3 protein-coding genes are annotated in these 1,190 nt (G+C 48.7%); all 3 read right to left on the bottom strand.

All coding sequences use genetic code 11. The features are described from left to right. Positions 1 to 299, bottom strand: a 299-nt coding sequence (locus J5224_RS28895; protein ID WP_264628527.1) for a type II toxin-antitoxin system MqsA family antitoxin, incomplete at its 3' end; no start/stop codon positions are given. Position 300: 1 nt separating this feature from the next. Next, positions 301 to 597: a type II toxin-antitoxin system MqsR family toxin gene (locus J5224_RS28900; RefSeq protein ID WP_264628528.1), complete on the bottom strand. Its 297-nt coding sequence runs from the start codon at positions 595 to 597 to the stop codon at positions 301 to 303. A 173-nt stretch (positions 598 to 770) separates the two neighbouring features. Next, the coding region (locus J5224_RS28905) for a Bax inhibitor-1/YccA family protein (protein ID WP_264628529.1) at positions 771 to 1,190 on the bottom strand (420 nt) is incomplete at its 5' end.

Raw genomic sequence — 1,190 nt, forward strand, 5'->3', positions numbered from 1 at the left:
TAAAATGCGTTATCACCGCCACCAAATATCCGCCCGGCTTCACGTTGCGATAATTCGAGTTTCTTTCGTACGTTCATGATATACGCCGGTTTGACCGTATCATTGATGATCGAATTCTTAAACTCGACCACTTTCGCCATGTACTCGGCCGACTCGGCTTTGTCCATCACGGCTTCACCACACTGAGGGCAATGTGACGCTCGAATTTGCTGCAAGATCGTTTTTTTACCCCGCCATGAATACGGAACATCTTTTACAGTTTGCTCCATGTCGGCACCGCCACACTGAGGACATTTCATTCTACTTCTCCTTAAATGAGACGATGAGTACATCATCGAGTACCGTCACTTTCATATAAAACCTGATACCCTTTATCATCGGTCGATACACATCCTGCCACACCGTATGATCGTGGTATGTGGTCATACTCTTGTAAAAATCCTGACGGGTCAGTGCCACGATTACGGCACACATTCCATCAAAATCGAGATTCAGTTCGTCAGCTGAATCAAGCGCCGATCGTGTTGCCCTGACTTTTCCCTCTGCAACCATGGCCTGCACGAGGTGCAGACGGGTATGTGGAGTTTTCTTTTCCATCTGCGCATCCATGCTCGGTATCAATAAAATTGTAACCCATTAGGTTACATCCATCAAAATATAATCACCAAGTAGGTTACAAACCTCAACGTCAACCCTACGGTAATGGCCACGTTACGCCCAAAAAAAAACCCCGCACGTATTACGCACGGGGCGATTTGTCTTGTTGCGTCTTAGCGGCGGTTGCCGAAGATACGCAGCAGCATCAGGAACAGGTTGATAAAATCCAGATAGAGCGTCAATGCGCCGACGATGGCATATTTGCGGAAATTGTCACTTTCGTCGGCAGAGAGTTGCTCACCGATATTTTTCAATTTTTGCGTGTCGTAGGCCGTCAAACCCACAAACACCACCACGCCGATATAGGTCACGGCCCACATCAAGGCATCGCTTTTCAGCCAGATATTGACCAACGACGCCAGCACGATACCGATCAGGCCCATAAACAGCATGCTGCCCAGGCCGCTCAGATCGCGTTTGGTGGTGTAACCGTACAGGCTCATGGCGCCAAACATCCCCGCCGTAATGACAAAGGTGCTGGCGATCGATTGCCCTGAATAGAGAATAAAGATGCTGGAGAGCGTCAATCCGGT

This window comes from Candidatus Symbiopectobacterium sp. NZEC135, assembly GCF_025962695.1.